16 protein-coding genes are annotated in these 17,779 nt (G+C 71.9%); 11 read left to right on the top strand and 5 right to left on the bottom strand.

The genetic code is table 11. From position 1 onward, the window contains the following. Positions 1 to 103: 103 nt before the first annotated feature. Both ACWCV9_RS05480 and ACWCV9_RS05475 read right to left on the bottom strand, forming a co-directional pair. The gene (locus tag ACWCV9_RS05480; protein WP_450784400.1) at positions 104 to 1,024 is read right to left on the bottom strand and encodes an alpha/beta fold hydrolase; all 921 of its coding nucleotides are present in this window, start codon (positions 1,022 to 1,024) and stop codon (positions 104 to 106) included. A gap of 60 nt (positions 1,025 to 1,084) precedes the next feature. Beyond that, positions 1,085 to 2,080: an NADP-dependent oxidoreductase gene (locus ACWCV9_RS05475; protein ID WP_450784399.1), complete on the bottom strand. Its 996-nt coding sequence runs from the start codon at positions 2,078 to 2,080 to the stop codon at positions 1,085 to 1,087. A 103-nt stretch (positions 2,081 to 2,183) separates the two neighbouring features. Between ACWCV9_RS05475 and ACWCV9_RS05470 the strand changes: the two genes are divergently transcribed. The 4 genes from ACWCV9_RS05470 (at position 2,184) to ACWCV9_RS05455 (ending at position 5,906) form a co-directional block, all read left to right on the top strand. Then, a complete protein-coding gene (locus tag ACWCV9_RS05470; RefSeq protein WP_450784398.1) occupies positions 2,184 to 3,092 on the top strand; it encodes a LysR family transcriptional regulator in 909 nt (302 codons plus the stop codon). Positions 3,093 to 3,320: 228 nt separating this feature from the next. Further along, the gene (locus ACWCV9_RS05465; protein ID WP_385839785.1) at positions 3,321 to 3,452 is read left to right on the top strand and encodes a hypothetical protein; all 132 of its coding nucleotides are present in this window, start codon (positions 3,321 to 3,323) and stop codon (positions 3,450 to 3,452) included. 77 nt (positions 3,453 to 3,529) lie between these two features. After that, positions 3,530 to 4,573: a 3-isopropylmalate dehydrogenase gene (locus ACWCV9_RS05460; protein WP_385839784.1), complete on the top strand. Its 1,044-nt coding sequence runs from the start codon at positions 3,530 to 3,532 to the stop codon at positions 4,571 to 4,573. Positions 4,574 to 4,817: 244 nt separating this feature from the next. Beyond that, on the top strand, positions 4,818 to 5,906 hold the full coding sequence (locus tag ACWCV9_RS05455) for a branched-chain amino acid aminotransferase (RefSeq protein ID WP_385839783.1): 1,089 nt from the start codon (positions 4,818 to 4,820) through the stop codon (positions 5,904 to 5,906). A 113-nt stretch (positions 5,907 to 6,019) separates the two neighbouring features. Here ACWCV9_RS05455 and ACWCV9_RS05450 read toward each other — a convergent pair whose 3' ends face one another. Then, on the bottom strand, positions 6,020 to 7,453 hold the full coding sequence (locus tag ACWCV9_RS05450; protein ID WP_450784397.1) for a cytosine permease: 1,434 nt from the start codon (positions 7,451 to 7,453) through the stop codon (positions 6,020 to 6,022). 151 nt (positions 7,454 to 7,604) lie between these two features. Here ACWCV9_RS05450 and ureA point away from each other — a divergent pair, with 151 nt between their 5' ends. The 6 genes from ureA (at position 7,605) to cimA (ending at position 14,977) form a co-directional block, all read left to right on the top strand. Next, positions 7,605 to 8,303 (top strand): urease subunit gamma, encoded by a 699-nt coding sequence (gene ureA, locus ACWCV9_RS05445; RefSeq protein WP_450784396.1) that lies wholly within the window; start codon positions 7,605 to 7,607, stop codon positions 8,301 to 8,303. Further along, positions 8,300 to 10,024, top strand: coding sequence for an urease subunit alpha (locus ACWCV9_RS05440; protein ID WP_450784395.1), 1,725 nt, complete (start codon positions 8,300 to 8,302; stop codon positions 10,022 to 10,024). The genes ureA and ACWCV9_RS05440 overlap by 4 nt, the downstream gene beginning before the upstream one ends. A 17-nt stretch (positions 10,025 to 10,041) precedes the next feature. After that, positions 10,042 to 11,079 (top strand): agmatine deiminase family protein, encoded by a 1,038-nt coding sequence (locus tag ACWCV9_RS05435; protein WP_450784394.1) that lies wholly within the window; start codon positions 10,042 to 10,044, stop codon positions 11,077 to 11,079. A 29-nt stretch (positions 11,080 to 11,108) separates the two neighbouring features. Continuing rightward, the gene (locus ACWCV9_RS05430) at positions 11,109 to 11,714 is read left to right on the top strand and encodes a TetR/AcrR family transcriptional regulator (protein WP_450784393.1); all 606 of its coding nucleotides are present in this window, start codon (positions 11,109 to 11,111) and stop codon (positions 11,712 to 11,714) included. Positions 11,715 to 11,778: 64 nt separating this feature from the next. Beyond that, positions 11,779 to 13,080, top strand: coding sequence for an MFS transporter (locus ACWCV9_RS05425; RefSeq protein ID WP_450784392.1), 1,302 nt, complete (start codon positions 11,779 to 11,781; stop codon positions 13,078 to 13,080). Between the two features lie 286 nt (positions 13,081 to 13,366). After that, positions 13,367 to 14,977 carry a citramalate synthase gene (gene cimA / locus ACWCV9_RS05420; protein WP_450784391.1) on the top strand — a complete coding sequence of 537 codons (1,611 nt, stop codon included), beginning with the start codon at positions 13,367 to 13,369 and terminating at the stop codon, positions 14,975 to 14,977. A 55-nt stretch (positions 14,978 to 15,032) separates the two neighbouring features. On the opposite strand, the gene ACWCV9_RS05415 is transcribed toward cimA, so the two are convergent. Further along, complete coding sequence (locus tag ACWCV9_RS05415) at positions 15,033 to 15,632, bottom strand: GOLPH3/VPS74 family protein (protein ID WP_450784390.1); 600 nt, start codon at positions 15,630 to 15,632, stop codon at positions 15,033 to 15,035. 66 nt (positions 15,633 to 15,698) lie between these two features. Here ACWCV9_RS05415 and ACWCV9_RS05410 point away from each other — a divergent pair, with 66 nt between their 5' ends. Then, on the top strand, positions 15,699 to 17,066 hold the full coding sequence (locus ACWCV9_RS05410) for a hypothetical protein (RefSeq protein ID WP_450784389.1): 1,368 nt from the start codon (positions 15,699 to 15,701) through the stop codon (positions 17,064 to 17,066). A 41-nt stretch (positions 17,067 to 17,107) separates the two neighbouring features. On the opposite strand, the gene ACWCV9_RS05405 is transcribed toward ACWCV9_RS05410, so the two are convergent. Then, positions 17,108 to 17,728 (bottom strand): YceI family protein, encoded by a 621-nt coding sequence (locus tag ACWCV9_RS05405; RefSeq protein WP_450784388.1) that lies wholly within the window; start codon positions 17,726 to 17,728, stop codon positions 17,108 to 17,110. Positions 17,729 to 17,779: the final 51 nt, after the last annotated feature.

Genomic DNA, 17,779 nt, shown 5'->3' with positions numbered 1-17,779 from the left:
GGACGGGCGCTCTGCTGGTGGGGATGTCCGCGGGGTCGGCCGTCGCGTCGGCCTGGATGTCACTGCCGCGCGGTGTCACAGCAGCCCCGTCAGCCCCATCCGTTCACACACCACGCTGCAACACCCCGGCCCCGGCTGCAACCGCAGCCCCGCTGACCAGGCACCGGCCGAGAAAGTCCCGGATGAGCGCGGCGATCTGGTCCGCGTGGGTCTCCAGGGCGAAGTGGCCGGCCGGCAGCAGATGGATCTCCGCCTGGGGCAGGTCGCGGCGGTAGGCGAGGGCGCCCTCCGGCACGAAGATCTCGTCGTGGGCGCCCCACACCGCGAGCAGCGGGACCCGGCTCTCGCGGAAGTACGCGTGGAAGGCCGGGTAGAGCGCGAAGTTGCTGCCGTAGTCGGAGATCAGGTCCAGCTGGATCTCCGCCTGGCCGGGGCGGGCGAGGCGGGCGGCGTCGTGCTCGTAGGCGTCGGGGCTGACCAGCGAGGGGTCCGGAACGCCGTGCAGATACTGCCACTTGATCCCGTCCAGGGTGTAGATCTGGCGCACCGCCGCCTCGGTCTCGGGCGTCCGCTTCTCGATCAGGGCCAGCACCGGCGCCCAGGCCTCGGCGCCGAGCCCTTCCTCGTAGGCGTTGCCGTTCTGCGTGACGATCGCGGTGACCCGGTCGGGGTGGGCGAGGGCGAGACGCAGGCCGATCGGGGCGCCGTAGTCCTGGATGTAGAGGGCGAACCGGTCCAGGCCCAGCAGCTCGGTGAACTCGCCGGTGATCGCAGCCAGTTCCGCGAAGGTGTACGAAAACCCGGTCGCGTCCGGCGCCGCCGAGCGGCCGAAGCCGATGTGGTCCGGGGCGATCACCCGGTACCGGTCGGCGAGCAGCGGGATCAGGTCGCGGAACATGTGCGAGCTGCTGGGGAAGCCGTGCAGGAGCAGCAGCACGGGGGCATCGGCGGGACCGGCCTCGCGGTAGTACACGTCGAGGCCACGGACGGTCACGGTGCGGTGGTGGATGCGGTGCGTCGGCATGGGAGCAGTGCAGCACGCCCATGTCTAACTGGTCAAGTGGAAATGAACGGTTAGGAAGCCTCAGGGGGTCGCGCGGACGAGCATCTTTCCCGTGTTGCCCCCGCGCAGCATCCGCAGGAACGCCTCCACGATCCGCTCGAACCCGTCGACCACCGTCTCGTCCGCCGTCAGCGCCCCGCTGCGCAGATGCGGCACGGCGAAGTCGTACAACTCCTCCTGGAGATGCGTGTGGTCGCGGACCAGGAAGCCCTCGATGCGCAGCCGCTTCTCCACCACGGCGGCGTGGTCGAAGACGACCGGCGGCGCGTCCGGGGTGTTGTACTGGCTGATCGTGCCGATCCGCACCACCCGGCCCCGGTCGCGCAGCGCGTCGATCCCCGCGCCGAGGTGCTCGCCGCCGACGTTGTCGACGAACACGTCGACGCCCGAGGGCGCGGCCTCGGCCAGCAGGTCGGCGACCGGGGCGGTGTGGTAGTCGAAGACCGTGTCGTAGCCGACCTGTTCGGTCAGGTACGCCGCCTTCTGCGGGCTGCCCGCGCTGCCGGTGAGCCGGCCCGCGCCGAGCAGCCGGGCGAAGCGGCCGACCGCCGTGCCCACCCCGCCCGCGGCGCCGGAGACGAACAGGTCCTCGCCCTCGCGCAGCCGGGCGATCCGGGTGAGGGCGACATACGCGGTGAGGCCGGTGCCGCCCAGCACGCTCAGATACGCGGACAGCGGCACGCCCGGGTGGTGGGGGAGCCGGCGCACCTCCTCCGGGCGGACCACGGCATGGGTGCGCCAGCCCTGGCGGTGGAAGACGACCTCGCCCTCGGGCAGCGCCGGCGTGCGGGAGGCGACGACCCGGCCGAGCGTGCGGCCCTCCAGCGGGGCGCCGAGCGCGAACTCACCGTCCATCATCTCGCGGTGGTAGGGGTCCACGGACCAGTAGAGGTTCTCCACCAGGGCGGTGCCGGGGGCCGGTTCGGGGACCGGGGACTCGGCGAAGCGGAAGTGGTCCGCGGTGGGGAAGCCGGTGGGGCGGGCGGTCTGCTGGACGGTGAGCGCTGTTTCGGTCATGGACGGGACGCTAGGCAGGAATGCCGGGGCCGGGCAGAGGGTTGCGCTCATGGAACGCGCCGATCCATGAGACACCCTCATACACCCAGGTGGGAGCCCCGAATTGAGCACAGCCGACCTTGCCCCGCAGGAGCTGAGAATCCTGGTCGCCGTGGCCGACGAGGGAGGATTCTCGGCCGCGGCCGGCCGGCTCGGCGCCACCCAGTCCGCCGTCTCGCACGCCGTGCGCGGGATCGAGCGGAAACTCGGTGCGGTGCTCTTCGAGCGGGGCCGGTTCGGCGCCCGGCCCACGGCCGCCGGCGAGCGGGCCGCGGCGCATGCCCGGCGGGTGCTGCGGATGCTGGACGCGCTGGCCGCGGACGTCCGCGCCGCGGACGGCGGGGGGATCTCCGGGCCGCTGCGGATCGCCGCCTTCCGCAGCGCGGCGCTGCATCTGCTCCCGCCCGCCCTGGAGCGGCTGGGCGCCCTGCACCCCGGCATCGAGGTCGAGGTGAACGTCGTACGGGAGGTGGGCGCCGGCGCGGCGGGCGAGGTCGCGGCCGGCCGGGCCGACGTCGGGATCGCCACCCTCAACGGGCCCTTCCCCGCCGGGCTGGTCGGCGATGTGCTGCTGGAGGAGCCGTACTCCCTGGTGGCCCCGGCGGGGCACCCGGCGCCGCGCAGCCTGCCGCTCGTCGACTGGACGGAGAACTGCGGCTCCTACACGCGCGACTGGTGGGCCGCCCAGGACTGGATCCCGGCGGCCACCGTGCGGGCCGAGGACGACGGGGCGGTGCTGTCCATGGTGGGCAGCGGGCTCGGCATGGCGATCATGCCGGAGCTGTCGCTCGCCGCCGCTCCGCCCAGCGTGGCGGTCACCGACCTCGGCCCGGCGCGGCCGTATCGCTCCGTCGGCTACGTCACCACCGCCGAACTCGCCGGCACCACCGCCGTACGGGCCCTGATCCGCACCCTGCGCACCCTGGGCCACAGCACACCCGAACGCACGAAAGCCCAGCTCAGGGCGGCGTGAGCCGGTTCGCCGTCTCAGATAGTAGGAAGTCCGAGTAATTGTGCAGACAGCGGCGGCCGGCTCCCTTAGTTTTGTAGGAGCCGAACGTATCGCTCGATCCAGCGAATGGCGGTCGTGAGCCGGGCCCGTGCAGGCAACCCCTGCGGTCCGCCGCTCTCCGCCCCTTCCGGCGTCTCGCAACCCCTCATGACCTTCTTGTGCTCCGCGTTTGCGAAGGAGTCGATTCCCATGGCCGAGACGACCGTCCGCCGCCGCGTCCGCCACGTGTCCCACGCGAGCGAGTCCGACCGCAAGAACGCCGCCGCCGCCCTCCAGCGGGCCCTCGACCGCCGTGACAACGGCGGCGAGACCGGCCACTGAGCCGGCCGACGCCGCCTCGGTCGTCCGTATGGTGGACGCGCCGTGTCATCACCTGGGACGAGGAGTAGGGTGCCCGCATGTCTCGCAGCATCAATCTCGCAGTGATCCCCGGTGACGGCATCGGCCAGGAGGTCGTGGCCGAGGGTCTCAAGGTCCTCTCCGCCGTCCTGCCGCAGGATGTGAAGCTGGAGACGAAGGAGTTCGACTTCGGCGCCAAGCGCTACCACGCCACCGGTGAGACCCTCACCGACGCGGACCTGGCGCAGCTGAAGCAGCACGACGCGATCCTCCTCGGCGCCATCGGCGACCCGTCGGTCCCCTCCGGCGTCCTGGAGCGCGGCTTCCTGCTCAAGCTCCGCTTCGCCTTCGACCACCACGTCAACCTGCGGCCGAGCAAGCTGCTCCCCGGCGTCGCGACCCCGCTGGCCGGCCAGCCCGAGATCGACTTCGTGGTCGTCCGCGAGGGCACCGAGGGCCCCTACACCGGCAACGGCGGCACCATCCGCAAGGGCACCGAGCACGAGGTCGCCACCGAGGTCTCCGTCAACACCGCCTACGGTGTCGAGCGCGTGGTCCGCGATGCCTTCGCCCGCGCCCAGGCCCGCCCGCGCAAGAAGCTCACGCTGGTCCACAAGAACAACGTGCTGACCTTCGCCGGGCACCTGTGGACGGACATCTTCACCAAGGTGGCCAAGGAGTTCCCCGAGGTCACCACCGACTACCTGCACGTCGACGCCGCGACGATCTTCCTGGTCACCCAGCCCGAGCGCTTCGACGTCATCGTCACCGACAACCTCTTCGGCGACATCATCACCGACCTCGCCGCGGCCGTCTCCGGCGGCATCGGTGTGGCCGCCTCCGGCAACATCAACCCCAGCCGGGAGTTCCCGTCCATGTTCGAGCCGGTCCACGGCTCGGCCCCGGACATCGCAGGGCAGGGCAAGGCGGACCCGACCGCCACGGTCCTCTCCGTCGCCCTGCTGCTGCGCCACCTCGGCTACGACGCCGAGGCCGACCGCATCGACACCGCGGTCGCCGCCGACCTCACCGAGCGCGCGGGCCGGCCCGCCCGCTCGACCTCCGAGATCGGCGACGCGCTCGCCGCGCGAGTAGCCGGCTGATCCGGCGCTCCACCCCTCAAGCCGCCGGGTCACCGATCGCCCGGCGGCTTCCCCCTGTCCCCGCCGGGTGCCACCATCGACCCTTGGGCCGCTTCACCCCGGATCCTGACCCCGCAGCCTCCGCGCGATAATCGGACGCGGAGCCGCGGTATGAGGGAATGCTCGGACGTCCTAGCACCCGCCGCAAGGCAGGCGCCGGGAGGGTGCGCGGCCCGTCACTACAACCGGTGAAGGACAACCACTCATGACGACGCCCACGATCGAGCTCAAGCCCTCCGCCAGCCCCCTCGCCGCCGCCGAGCGCGAGGCGATCCTGGCCGACCCGGGATTCGGCCGCCACTTCACCGACCACATGGTGACGATCAAGTGGACCGAGGGCCGCGGCTGGCACGACGCCCAGCTCGTCCCGTACGGGCCGATCTCCCTGGACCCCTCCACCCATGTCCTGCACTACGGCCAGGAGATCTTCGAGGGTCTGAAGGCCTACCGCCAGCCCGACGGCTCGGTCGCCCTGTTCCGTCCCGAGGCGAACGCCCGCCGCTTCCGGCACTCCGCCCGCCGCATGGCCATGGCCGAGCTGCCCGAGGAGCTGTTCATCGCCGCGCTGGACGCGCTGCTCACCCAGGACGCCGACTGGGTCCCGCCGCACGGCGGTGAGCAGGCGCTCTACCTGCGGCCGTTCATGTTCGCGACGGAGGCCGCGCTCGGTGTCCACCCGGCGAACGAGTACCTCTTCATGCTGATCGCCTCCCCCTCCGGCGCGTACTTCCCCGGCGGCGTCAAGCCGGTCACCATCTGGGTCGCCGAGGACCACGTCCGCGCCGTCCCCGGCGGCACCGGCGACGCCAAGACCGGCGGCAACTACGCCGCGTCCCTGCTGCCCCAGGCCGAGGCCGCCGCACACGGCTGCCACCAGGTCGTCTACCTCGACGCGGCCACCCGCACCAAGGTCGAGGAGAGCGGCAGCATGAACGTCGCCTTCGTCTACGGCGACCGGATCGTCACCCCCGAGCTGACCGGCTCGATCCTGGAGGGCATCACCCGCGACTCCCTGCTCCAGGTCGCCCGCGACCTCGGCTACACCGCCGAGGAGGGTGTGATCACCCTGGAGCAGTGGCGGGCGGACGCCGCGTCCGGCGCCCTCACCGAGGTCTTCGCGTGCGGCACCGCCGCCGTGGTCACGCCGATCGGTCACGTCAAGACGAAGACCGACGAGTGGACGCACGGCGACGGCAACCCGGGCGAGGTCACCCTGCGCCTGCGGGACGCGCTGCTGGGCATCCAGCGGGGGAATGTGGAGGACAAGCACGGCTGGATGCATCGGGTCGGCTGACGGCTTGGCCGTTGGGGCGCGATCTGTCCGAGTTCGGCTGTAGCGCCGCTGTGGCTGGTCGCGCCCCGCGGCGGAGCCGCATATCGACAGGGCCCCGCGCCCCTCTGGCGCTCCTATGCGCTCAGGGCTGCTTCGGATTGTTCCGTGTCCGAGGTGGCCCTTGGGCTTTCCTGGCCTCGGGTCAGGATCAGGTAGATCAGGCCGCCGACCGCGCCCGAGAGCAGGAAGCTGCAGTCCACGCCGCCGGTGAGGTGCAGTAGGGGGCCCTGGTACGAGGGCAGGGAGACGGCCAGGAGGCCGACGCCGGCGCCGAGGGCCCAGGAGAGGGTCGCCCGGATGTTCCAGCCGGCCCTGTACCAGTAGATCCCGCCCCGGGAACGGCGGTTGAAGACCTGGAGGGCGTCGGCGTCGTACACCCCGCGGCAGCGGACGAAGCCGATCAGGGTGATGACGGCCCACGGGGTGCCGATGGCGGTGAGCAGCAGCACGAAGGACGTCATCGCCGACTGGGCGTTCCAGGCGTAGTGGCCGGCGAAGACACAGGCCGTGGCGACGATCGCGACCGTGTAGGTGGCGCGGGCCCGGGACGCCTTCGGCAGGATCGCGTCCAGGTCCAGGCCCATGGAGTACAGCATCAGACCCGCGTTGCCGACCGACCCGCCCGAGGCGGACAGCAGCAGCGGGACCAGGTACCAGGTGGGGGAGGCCTGGACCAGCGGACCGGCGTAGTCGAGGGCGGCGTGGGCGCCGTACGCGGTGAACGTGCCGAACAGCTGCGGCACCAGCAGGCCCAGGATCAGCCCCAGCCAGGTGGCCCGCAGCACCCGGCGGTTGGAGTTGCGGGCGGGGGACATGTAGCGGGTGTAGTCGCCGAGCAGGGTGATGAAGGCGATGGGCCCGGACAGGCCGGCGGCGACGGCCGCCAGGAACCAGGTCGGCCAGAAGGAGCCCAGCAGATAGCCGCCGGCCTCGGGCAGCGCGGCGGTGCCGAAGTGCGGGGCGTAGGCGAAGACGCCGAGCAGCAGCAGCACGGTCATGCCGATGGACAGCACCTTGGACATGTTGAGCAGCACCCGGTAGCCGTACACCGCGCCCGCGACGGTGGCCCCGGCGAGCAGGGCGTAGACGATCGCGTACGACACCCCGTCCGCCGGCACCCCGAACATCCGCCCGAGCACGCCGAGCATCACATCGCCGCCGATCCACACCGTCAGCGCGGTGTAGCCGAGGGCGAGCAGCAGACCGACGACCGAGCCGACCAGCCGGCCCCGGACGCCGAACTGGGCGCCGGAGGAGGTGGAGAGGTTGGTCGCGGTGCGCAGCGAGATCAGGGCGAGCGGCGCCGTCACGGCCGTACCGACGGCCGTGCCGGCCACGATCGAGCTGACCGACGCCCACCAGCCGAGCCCGAACGACGGCGGCAGCCAGCCGAAGATGATCACCCCGAGGCAGAGGTTGGAGCCGAGCAGGATCGAGACGAGGTCGCGGGGTCCGCTGGTGCGCTCCTCGTCCGGGATGGTGTCGACTCCGCGTTGTTCTATCGGCATGGCTGGTCTCCTTCGACAAGCGCCGGTGAAGTTAGAGCAGCGTTCAATCTCTGCGAGGCCGCTCCGAGAGTCAATGCTTCAGTTTCACGAATTCTGTGTTTAGAGTGATGTTCTAAAGTGTGGAACGTGGAAGGCAAGGAGGTGTCGCCTCGTGAGACTGACCCCCACGGAACGTGACCGGCTGCTGCTCTTCGGAGCCGCCGAGCTGGCCCGGGCCCGCCGCGCGCGCGGCCTCAGGCTCAATGTCCCGGAGGCGACCGCGCTGATCGCGGACACCGTCTGCGAGGCCGCCCGGGACGGCAGAAGGCTCGCCGAGGCCATCGAGGCGGCCCGCTCGGTACTCGGCCCCGAGGACGTGCTCCCGGGCGTGGCCGACGTCGTCACCGAGGTGATGGTCGAGGCGGTCTTCGACGACGGCTCCCGGCTCGCGGTGGTCTCCGACCCGATCGGCGGCGGCCTGGGCGAGCAGGCGCCGGGCGCCCTGCTGCCCGGGCCCGAGCACGCCGACCCGGAACCGGTCCTCCGGCTCACCGTCACCAACACCGCGACCGTGCCGGTCTCCGTCACCTCCCACTTCCACTTCTTCGAGGCCAACCCGCGCCTCGACTTCGAGCGCCGGCTCGCCTACGGCATGCGGCTCGCCGTACCCGCCGGGTCCTCGGTCCGCTTCGGGCCCGGCGAGAGCGAGCAGGTCGGGCTGGTGCCGATCGGCGGCGAGCGGGTCGCCATCGGCTTCGCCGGACTGGTCGACGGGCCGCTGGACGCGCCCGGAGCCCGTGAAGAAGCCCTGCGCAGGGCCGCCGCCTGCGGATACCTGGGCGCGACGACGGACGGAGGTGAGCAGCGATGAGCCGCTCGAAGGGACGAGAGGTGAGCCGGTCGATCCACGTCGACCCGCACGCCTACGCGGCCACCCACGGCCCGCGCGCCGGTGACCGGATCCGCCTCGGCGACTCCGGGCTCACCGTCCGCGTCGAGTCCGACTCCCAGCGCTACGGCGACGAGTTCCTGGCCGGGTTCGGCAAGACCGCCCGGGACGGGCTGCACCTCAAGGCCGCCGCCGTCCGCGACACCTGCGACGTCGTGATCAGCAACGTCGTCGTGATCGACGCGGCCCAGGGCATCCGGAAGGTCTCCATCGGCATCCGGGAAGGCCGCATCTGCGCCATCGGGCGCGCCGGCAACCCGGACACCCTCGACGGCGTCGACGTCGTCGTCGGCACCGGCACCTCGATCGTCTCCGGCGAGGGGCTCATCGCCACCGCCGGCGCGGTCGACACCCATGTCCATCTGCTGTCGCCGCGCATCATGGAGGCCTCCCTCGCCTCCGGCGTGACCACGATCATCGGGCAGGAGTTCGGCCCGGTCTGGGGCGTCGGCGTCAACTCCCCGTGGGCGCTGCGCCACGCCTTCAACGCCTTCGACGCCTGGCCGGTCAACATCGGCTTCCTGGGCCGGGGTTCGTCCTCGCACAGCGCCCCCCTCGTCGAGGCGCTGGCCGAGGGCGGCGCCTCCGGCTTCAAGGTGCACGAGGACATGGGCGCCCACACCCGGGCGCTGGACACCGCGCTGCGGGTCGCCGAGGAGCACGACGTCCAGGTCGCCCTGCACAGCGACGGCCTGAACGAGTGCCTCTCCGTCGAGGACACCCTGAAGGTGCTGGAGGGCCGGACCATCCACGCCTTCCACATCGAGGGCTGCGGCGGCGGACACGTGCCCAACGTGCTGAAGATGGCCGGCGTCCCGAACGTCATCGGCTCCTCCACCAACCCCACCCTGCCCTTCGGCCGGGACGCGGTCGCCGAGCACTACGGCATGATCGTCTCCGTCCACGACCTGAAGACCGACCTGCCCGGCGACGCGGCCATGGCCCGCGACCGCATCCGGGCCGGCACGATGGGCGCCGAGGACGTGCTGCACGACCTGGGGGCGATCGGCATCACCTCCTCCGACGCCCAGGGCATGGGCCGGGCCGGTGAGACGGTCCGCCGCACCTTCGCCATGGCCGGCAAGATGAAGGCCGAGCTGGGGCCCCTGGAGGGCGACGGCGAGGGCGACGACAACGCCCGCGTGCTGCGCTACATGGCCAAGCTCACCATCAACCCGGCCATCGCCCACGGCCTCTCCCACGAGGTCGGCTCGATCGAGGTCGGCAAGCTCGCCGACATCGTGCTGTGGCGCCCGGAGTACTTCGGTGCCAAGCCGCAGCTGGTGCTGAAGTCCGGCTTCCCCGCCTACGGGGTCGTCGGCGACCCCAACGCGGCCACCGACACCTGCGAACCCCTCGTCCTCGGGCCGCAGTTCGGCTCCTACGGCGCCACCGCCGCCGACATCTCCGTGGCCTTCGTCGCCCAGGCGGCCGTGGACCAGGGCGGCGACCGGATGCCCACCCGCCGGCGCCGGGTCGCCGTGCGCGGCACCCGGGGCATCGGCCCCGCCGACCTGCGGCTGAACTCCCGCACCGGAGCGGTCGACGTCGACCGGCACACCGGCCTGGTCACCCTCGACGGCGACCCGCTGCGCTCGGCGCCCGCCGACTCGGTCTCCCTCAACCGCCTCTACTTCCTCTGACCTTCCTAAGGAACACCATGTCTGCTGCCGCCGACGGCTTCCGTATGCCCGCCGAGTGGACCCCGCACGAGCGCACCTGGATGGCGTGGCCCGGCCCGAACCCCACCTTCGACGACCCCGAGGACCTCGCCGCCTCGCGCGCCGCCTGGGCCTCGGTGGCCCGCGCGATCCGCCGCTTCGAGCCGGTCACGGTCGTCTGCGGCCCCGGCCGGTCGGCGGACGCCCAGGCGCTGCTCGGCCCGGACATCGACACCGTCGAGCGCGACCTGGACGACGCCTGGATGCGGGACATCGGCCCGACGTTCCTCACCAACGGCAAGGGTGAGCTGGCCGCCGTGGACTGGACGTTCAACGGCTGGGGCGCCCAGGACTGGGCCCGCTGGGAGCACGACGCCAAGATCGCCGCGTATGTCTCCGACCTGGCGGGCGCGAAGACGTACGCCTCGCAGCTGGTCAACGAGGGCGGCGCGATCCATGTCGACGGCGAGGGCACGGTGCTGCTGACCGAGACGGTCCAGCTCGGCCCCGAGCGCAACCCGCACTGGACGAAGGAGCAGGTCGAGGCCGAGATCCACGCCCAGCTCGGCACCGAGAAGGCGATCTGGCTGCCGCGCGGCCTGACCGGCGACTACCCGCCCTACGGCTTCGGCACGCTGGGCCATGTGGACATCGTGGCCGCCTTCGCCCGGCCCGGCGTCGTGGTGGCGCACTCCCAGCCGGACCCGGCCCACCCCGACTTCGAGGTCACCAAGGAGGTCATCGGCATCCTGAAGTCGGCGACCGACGCGCGCGGCCGGCGGCTGGAGGTCGTGGAGGTGCCCGCCCCGACCGCCCTGGAGGCCGACGGCCACTGGGCCGACTACTCCTACATCAACCACTACCTCTGCAACGGCGGCGTGGTGCTGTGCGGCTTCGACGACCCGCGCGACGAGATCGCCGCCGGGATCTTCCGCCGGCTCTTCCCCGAGCGGACGGTCACCCTGGTGGACGCGCGTACGATCTTTTCGGGTGGGGGCGGCATCCACTGCATCACCCAGCAGCAGCCCAAGGTATGAGCGTGCTCTCGATCATGTAGGAGACAGGGATGGCCGGTGCGGCCCGGACGCGGAAGAACGCGCCGCCGCGCGAGGAGGTGCTCGCCGCCGCCATGGACATGATCGCCGAGCGCGGTCTGGAGAAGCTCACCATGGCGGCGCTCGGCCGCGAGGTCGGGATGAGCAGCGGCCATCTCCTGTACTACTTCCACTCCAAGGACGAGCTGCTGCTCCAGACCCTGGAGTGGAGCGAGGGCCGGCTGGGCGCCGAGCGCGGCCGGCTGCTCACCCGGCCGGGAACCGTCCGCGAGCGGCTGTCCGCCTATGTGGACCTGTACGTCCCCGACGGCCACCGCGATCCGCACTGGACGCTGTGGCTGGAGGTCTGGAACCGCTCGCAGAACGCCGACGACGGCGCGCGCGAACGGCAGGCCGCCATCGAGGGCGCCTGGCACCGCGACCTGGTCGCCCTGATCGCCGAGGGGGTCTCGCGCGGGGAGTTCCGCCGGGTGGACGCGGACCGCTTCGCGGCGCGGCTGCGCGCCCTGCTCGACGGCTTCTCCATCCATGTCGCCATCGGACTGCGCGGCACCGACCGGGCGCAGGTGCTGGACCACGTCCGTGAGTTCATCGGGGACGCGCTGCTGACGGCATAGCTCCGGCGGACGCCGGTGGCGGAGTGAGGAATCGTTCACTCAACTGCCGGGCAGATAACGCCGCATGGAAAGAGACCACTGGAAGAGGATCTGGGTCGGGTCGGCCGGCAACATGGTCGAGTGGTTCGACTGGTTCGTGTACGCCAGCTTCGCCACCTACTTCGCCGGCGCCTTCTTCCCGAGCGGCAACCCCACCGCCCAGCTGATGAACACCGCGGGCATCTTCGCCGTCGGCTTCTTCATGCGGCCCGTGGGCGGCTGGCTGCTCGGCCGGGTCGGGGACCGCAAGGGCCGCAAGGCCGCGCTCACCCTCACCGTGACGCTCATGTCGGCGTCGGCGGTCCTCATCGCCGTCGCGCCGACCTACGCGGTCGCCGGGTACGGCGGCGCCCTCGTGCTGCTCGTCGCCCGCCTGCTGCAAGGACTCTCGGTGGGCGGCGAGTACGCGGCCAGCGCCACCTACCTCACCGAGGCCTCCGACCCGCGCCGGCGCGGCTTCGCCTCCAGCTTCCAGTACGTCTCCATGACCGCGGGCCAGATCATCGGCCTCGGCCTCCAGATCGTCCTCCAGCGCACCATGTCCGACAGCGCGCTGCACAGCTACGGCTGGCGCATCCCGTTCGTCGTCGGCGCGCTCGGCGCTGCCGTCATCTTCTATCTGCGCCGCAGCATGCTGGAGACCGAGGTCTACGAGGAGGACGCCGCCCACTCCCCGGAGCGCGGCACCCTGCGCGCCCTGTGGCGGCACAAGCGGGAGGCGTTCCTGGTCATCGCCCTCACCATGGGCGGCACGGTGGCCTACTACACGTACACCACCTATCTGACGAAGTACCTCTCCAACTCCGCCGGGCTGCCCAAGCGGACGGCGACCCTCGTCTCCTTCACCGCCCTGATCGTCTTCGCCTGCCTCCAGCCGCTCGCGGGCGCCCTGTCCGACCGGATCGGCCGCCGCCCGCTGCTCATCACCTTCGCCGTCGGCTCGACCTTCCTCACCGTGCCGCTCATGGCGCTGCTCAAGCACGCGGGCAGCTTCTGGCCCGCCCTCGGCCTCGCCCTGCTCGCCCTGGTGGTGGTCACCGGCTACACCTCGATCAACGCCTGTGTGAAGGCCGAGCTGTTCCCGACCGGCATCCGCGCCCTCGGGGTGGCCCTGCCGTACGCCATCGCCAACGCCCTCTTCGGCGGCACCGCCGAATACATCGCCCTGTGGTTCAAGAACGCCGGCGCCGAGTCCGGCTTCTCCTGGTACGTGGCCGGCTGCGCCGCCGTGTCCCTCGTGGTGTACGTCACCATGCGCGAGACCAAGGACCTGGACCTGGCCCGTACGGGCGATCGAACGGATTCCAGAGTGACGACCGCATCCTGAGACGGGCGGTGAGCCGGGGGCGGGGCTGTGCCAGACTGCCCCCGTGCTCTCGTTCGCCATGATTATTGGCAGCAGGCGCGCCGGTCCGCAGTGACCACCTCGTACGACCAGGTGCGGGTGGCCACCGTCGTCCTCGACCCGCGCGCAGACCTCTCGCACCCGCGAGGGGTTTTTTCGTTTTCCGGCCCACCTTCAGCCGGGAGCGGAGCGCGAGGGACCATTGGGGGGACGGTGGAGCCGGTCATTCCGGTAAGACCGAAGATCCACAACTTGGAGCCTTGAGACCATGACCGAGACGGCAACCAGCGAGCTCGACGACTCGTTCCACGTCTTCGACACCACGCTGCGCGACGGAGCGCAGCGCGAGGGCATCAACCTCACCGTCGCGGACAAGCTCGCCATCGCCCGGCACCTGGACGACTTCGGCGTCGGCTTCATCGAGGGCGGCTGGCCCGGTGCCAACCCCCGCGACACCGAGTTCTTCGCCCGTGCCCAGGCGGAGATCGGCTTCAAGCACGCCCAGCTGGTCGCCTTCGGCGCCACCCGCCGGGCCGGCGCCCGGGCCGCCGACGATCCGCAGGTCAAGGCGCTCCTGGAGTCGGGCGCCCCGGTGATCACCCTGGTCGCCAAGTCGCACGACCGGCATGTGGAGCTGGCCCTGCGCACCACCCTGGACGAGAACCTGGAGATGGTCCGCGACACCGTGTCGTACCTCAAGGGCCAGGGCCGCCGGGTCTTCGTCGACTGCGAGCACTTCTTCGACGGCTACCGCGCCAACGCCGAGTACGCCAAGGCCGTCGTCCGTACGGCGGCCGAGGCGGGCGCCGACGTCGTCATCCTCTGCGACACCAACGGCGGCATGCTCCCCGCCCAGGTCCACGCGGTCGTCTCCACCGTCCTCGCCGACACCGGCGCCCGGCTCGGCATCCACGCCCAGGACGACACCGGCTGCGCGGTCGCCAACACCCTGGCCGCCGTGGACGCGGGCGCGACCCACGTCCAGTGCACGGCCAACGGCTACGGCGAGCGCGTCGGCAACGCCAACCTGTTCCCGGTGGTCGCGGCGCTGGAGCTGAAGTACGGCAAGAAGGTGCTGCCCGACGGCCGGCTGCGCGAGATGACCCGTATCTCCCACGCCATCGCCGAGGTCGTCAACCTGACCCCCTCGACGCACCAGCCCTACGTGGGGGTCTCGGCCTTCGCCCACAAGGCCGGACTCCACGCCTCCGCCATCAAGGTCGACCCGGACCTCTACCAGCACATCGACCCCGAGCAGGTCGGCAACACCATGCGGATGCTGGTCTCCGACATGGCCGGCCGCGCCTCGGTCGAGCTGAAGGGCAAGGAGCTGGGCGTCGACCTGGGCGGCGACCGGGAACTGATCGGCCGGGTCGTCGAGCGCGTCAAGGAACGCGAACTGAAGGGCTACACCTACGAGGCGGCCGACGCGAGCTTCGAGCTGCTGCTGCGCGGCGAGGTGCAGGGCCGCCCCCTGAAGTACTTCGACGTCGAGTCCTGGCGGGCCATCGTCGAGGACCGCCCCGACGGCAGCCACGCCAACGAGGCCACGGTCAAGCTGTGGGCCAAGAGCGAGCGGATCGTCGCCACGGCCGAGGGCAACGGCCCGGTCAACGCGCTGGACCGCGCCCTGCGGGTGGCCCTGGAGAAGATCTACCCGCAGCTCGCCAAGCTGGACCTGGTCGACTACAAGGTCCGCATCCTGGAGGGCAAGCACGGCACCCAGTCCACGACCCGGGTGCTGATCTCCACCTCGGACGGCTCCGGCGAATGGTCGACGGTCGGCGTGGCGGAGAACGTCATCGCCGCCTCCTGGCAGGCCCTGGAGGACGCCTACACCTACGGCCTGCTGAGGGCGGGAGTGGAACCGGCGGAGTAACCGGGGGTATCCGGAGCAACCGGAGTGACGCGGCGGGCGCTCGCCCCGCACCGGGCTACGGCGCCCGCCAGATGTTGTCGAACGCCACGTTCTCGATCCGCCGCCGCTCCCGCACCGCCGCCAGCTCGGTCACCGCGTCGCCCACCGCCGCCAGCACGGTGACGACGGCCGCGTCCCCGAACTCCTCCTCGCCGTCCGGCCCGTCCTCGATGCCCAGCGTCGCGGCCAGCCCGGCGAGCACCGGCTCACGGGCCCACCAGCGGTCGGCCGCCTGCCGTCGCGCGGGAGTGTCGGCCGGCGTGTCGCTCCGGCGCCCGGGCAGCCACCGGTGCGGTTTCCCGCCGAGCTGCCCCGCGGAGTCCAGCACGTCCCGATAGGCCGTGGCCAGCCCCTGACCGCGCCGCCACAACCAGTCCTCGACCGTCTCGTACGGCTCCTGCCGCACCAGCAGCGCGCCCGCCTCGTCCAGCAGCCGGTCGCCCGTGGTCAGCGTCGGGCCGGGCACGATCCGGTCGCCGTCCAGGGCGGCGGCGCGCACCCCGAGCAGATCGACCAGCTCCGCCCCGGCGAGCGCCAGCGACAGATCCCCCTGTTCGACGGGGTGGTCACCGGGCACGTCCAGGCCGACCATGAACAGATCCTGCGCGGTACTCATACCGGGCTCCAGGGGAGAGGGGTGCCTTACGTGACCAGTTTGACGGCGTTCAGGTAATTTCGAAGGATGAAGGCCGTCCCGCGGACCCGACTGTTCCCGGCCCTGCTGCTGGCCGTACTCGCCCTGCTGGCGGTGACCACGTCCGCGCCCCGGGCGAGCGCCGACACCAGCGTCTCCACCATCGCCCAGGCCCTGCGAAAGAGCCCGGTCTACGTCGACCCGGCGGCCGCCGGGCAGCTGTCCGCCGCCGATGCCGACGCCCTCTCGGCCCGCATCAAGAAAGCGGACAAGCCCCTGTTCATCGCGGTGCTCCCGGCCGGCTACCGCACGGCGGGCCTCTTCCGCGACCTGCGCGCCGCCACCGGCATCACCGGCCTGTACGGCATCCGCCTCGGCGACCGCTTCGACGCCCGGGCCGACTCCTCCGTCATGTCGGCGACGGCCCGGCAGAACCTGGTGAGCAGCGTCCAGGGCGAGAGCGCCAAGGCCCAGCTCACCGACTTCACGGACCGCGCGCTGGCAAACATGGGCGGCCATGCGCCGCGGAGCTGGGGCGGGGGTTCCGGCGGCGGAACGTCCGGTACGGCCCTGATCGTGGCGGGTGCCGTGCTGGTGGCCGGTGGTGCGGGGGCGTACGCGCTGGTCCGCCGGAGCCGGCGGCGCCGGGCCGAGGAGCAGCGGGCCGCCCTCGACCGGCTGCGGGTGGTGGTGGACGAGGACATCACCGCGTTCGGCGAGGAGCTGGACCGGCTGGACTTCCACCCGGCGGAACCGGGCGCCGACGACGCGATGCGCGGCGACTACGAGCGTGCCCTGGACGCCTATGAGACGGCGAAGCAGCGGATGGCCGAGGCGCAGAAGCCGGAGGACGTGCGCCCGGTCACCGAGGCGCTGGAGGACGGCCGCTTCTCCCTGGCCCAGCTGGCCGCCCGCCGTGAGGGCCGCCCGCTGCCCGAGCGCCGTCCGCCCTGTTTCTTCGACCCGCGGCACGGCCCCTCGGTCACCGAGGCCCCCTGGACCCCGCCGGGCGGCGCCCTGCGCGAGGTGCCGGTCTGCGCGGCCGACGCCACCCGGCTGGCCGACGGCCGGGACCCGGTGATCCGCGAGGTCGACACCGAGTACGGCCGCCGCCCTTACTGGGACGCGGGCCCGGCCTACGGCCCCTGGGCCGGCGGCTACTTCGGCGGCGGCATCCTGCCCGGCCTGCTCGTCGGCACCGTGCTCGGCAGCATGATGGCCACCCCGTCGTACGCCGCCGACTACGGCACCGGGTACGGCGACTTCGGCGACACCGGTGACGTCGGCGGCGGTTACACGGGCGGCGATGTCTCCGGCACCGACTTCGACCCCGGCGACTTCGGGGGCGGCTTCGGCGACGGCGGCGGCTTCGACGGCGGGGGAGGGGACGGCGGGGACTTCGGCGGCGGCTTCTGACCGCCAAAGCGCCGGCTCCCTCCGGCCGTGCGCCCCCGGGTTCACGCGTTCCGGATCGCCGAGATGTCGAAGGTCAGCTTGATCTTGTCGGAGACCAGGACGCCGCCGGTCTCCAGCGCCGCGTTCCAGGTCACGCCCCACTCGGAGCGCAGGATGGCCGCCGTGCCGGTGAAGCCGACGCGCTCGTTGCCGAACGGGTCCTTGGCGGCGCCGTTGAACTCCAGGTCGATGGTGAGCGGCTTGGTGACGCCGAGCAGGGAGAGGTCGCCCGTGATGCGGTACTCGTCGCCGCCCAGGGCCTCGGCCTTGGTGGAGCGGAAGGTCATGGTCGGGAACTCGTCGATCCGGAAGAAGTCCGCCGACTTCAGATGGCCGTCACGGTCGGCGTTGCCGGTGTCGATGCTGGCCATCTGCACATCGAGCGACGCCGTGGACCGGCTGGGGTCCGAGCCGTCCAGGTGCAGGGTGCCGGTGAAGTCCTGGAAGCCGCCCTTGACGTTGGTGACCATGGCGTGCCGTGCCACGAACCCGATCGTGCTGTGCGCCGGGTCGATGGTGTAGTCGCCGGTCAGCGCGGCCAGGTCCGGGCTCACGGCGGCCGGGGCGGGGGCGGCGGCGGGGGTGGTCTCGGCGGTGGTGTTCTTGCGGCTGAAGATGCCCATGGCGTGCTCCTCGGAATAGAAGGTTTAGCGTTCAACAACCTCGCTGTCTCC

The sequence above is a fragment of the Streptomyces sp. NPDC001606 genome, assembly GCF_053596835.1.
The sequence above is the reverse complement of the archived record's forward strand: the minus strand, read 5'-3'. Positions and strand labels throughout refer to the sequence as shown.

What these genes read in the sequence shown, in the direction of transcription:
- cimA (WP_450784391.1), top strand. Translation starts at nt 13,367, where the DNA reads ATGACCGAGACGGCAACCAGCGAGCTCGACGACTCGTTCCACGTCTTC.
- ACWCV9_RS05415 (WP_450784390.1), bottom strand. Translation starts at nt 15,632, where the DNA reads ATGAGTACCGCGCAGGATCTGTTCATGGTCGGCCTGGACGTGCCCGGT.
- ACWCV9_RS05460 (WP_385839784.1), top strand. Translation starts at nt 3,530, where the DNA reads ATGTCTCGCAGCATCAATCTCGCAGTGATCCCCGGTGACGGCATCGGC.
- ACWCV9_RS05475 (WP_450784399.1), bottom strand. Translation starts at nt 2,080, where the DNA reads ATGACCGAAACAGCGCTCACCGTCCAGCAGACCGCCCGCCCCACCGGC.
- ACWCV9_RS05480 (WP_450784400.1), bottom strand. Translation starts at nt 1,024, where the DNA reads ATGCCGACGCACCGCATCCACCACCGCACCGTGACCGTCCGTGGCCTC.
- ACWCV9_RS05440 (WP_450784395.1), top strand. Translation starts at nt 8,300, where the DNA reads ATGAGCCGCTCGAAGGGACGAGAGGTGAGCCGGTCGATCCACGTCGAC.
- ACWCV9_RS05410 (WP_450784389.1), top strand. Translation starts at nt 15,699, where the DNA reads ATGAAGGCCGTCCCGCGGACCCGACTGTTCCCGGCCCTGCTGCTGGCC.
- ACWCV9_RS05430 (WP_450784393.1), top strand. Translation starts at nt 11,109, where the DNA reads ATGGCCGGTGCGGCCCGGACGCGGAAGAACGCGCCGCCGCGCGAGGAG.
- ACWCV9_RS05465 (WP_385839785.1), top strand. Translation starts at nt 3,321, where the DNA reads ATGGCCGAGACGACCGTCCGCCGCCGCGTCCGCCACGTGTCCCACGCG.
- ACWCV9_RS05405 (WP_450784388.1), bottom strand. Translation starts at nt 17,728, where the DNA reads ATGGGCATCTTCAGCCGCAAGAACACCACCGCCGAGACCACCCCCGCC.
- ACWCV9_RS05435 (WP_450784394.1), top strand. Translation starts at nt 10,042, where the DNA reads ATGTCTGCTGCCGCCGACGGCTTCCGTATGCCCGCCGAGTGGACCCCG.
- ACWCV9_RS05455 (WP_385839783.1), top strand. Translation starts at nt 4,818, where the DNA reads ATGACGACGCCCACGATCGAGCTCAAGCCCTCCGCCAGCCCCCTCGCC.
- ACWCV9_RS05450 (WP_450784397.1), bottom strand. Translation starts at nt 7,453, where the DNA reads ATGCCGATAGAACAACGCGGAGTCGACACCATCCCGGACGAGGAGCGC.
- ACWCV9_RS05425 (WP_450784392.1), top strand. Translation starts at nt 11,779, where the DNA reads ATGGAAAGAGACCACTGGAAGAGGATCTGGGTCGGGTCGGCCGGCAAC.